The 339-nt window shown below is 69.9% G+C and carries 1 protein-coding gene; it reads right to left on the bottom strand.

All coding sequences use genetic code 11. From position 1 onward, the window contains the following. Positions 1-339, bottom strand: a 339-nt coding sequence (locus FLQ44_RS14445; protein WP_147694977.1) for an alcohol dehydrogenase catalytic domain-containing protein, incomplete at both ends; no start/stop codon positions are given.

Genomic DNA, 339 nt, shown 5'->3' with positions numbered 1-339 from the left:
CGTGATCAGCACGTCCTCGCCGATCACGTCGAACTCCAGCGCGCAGTGCGCGGCGTTGCCGTAGGGATCGAAGAAGGCCGCCAGCTCGCTGGGGATCTGGTCGTGGATCGGCCACAGGTTGCTGGCCGGCACCGCGATGTACTCGGCGAACGCGCCGTGGCGGTTCACCCCGATGCCGACGGTGTGCGGGCACAGGTGCTGGCGGCCGGCGCGGCAGTTGCGGCAGACGCCGCAGACGATATGACCCTCGGCCGAGACGCGCTGGCCGACCGTGTAACCGGTGACCGCGCTGCCCAACTCGGCGATGCGGCCGACGAACTCGTGGCCGATGACCAGCCA

Origin of the sequence: Vogesella mureinivorans (assembly GCF_007644035.1) — a bacterium.
Taxonomy (GTDB): Bacteria; Pseudomonadota; Gammaproteobacteria; order Burkholderiales; family Chromobacteriaceae; genus Vogesella; species Vogesella mureinivorans.
This window is presented reverse-complemented; position numbering and strand designations above follow the sequence as displayed.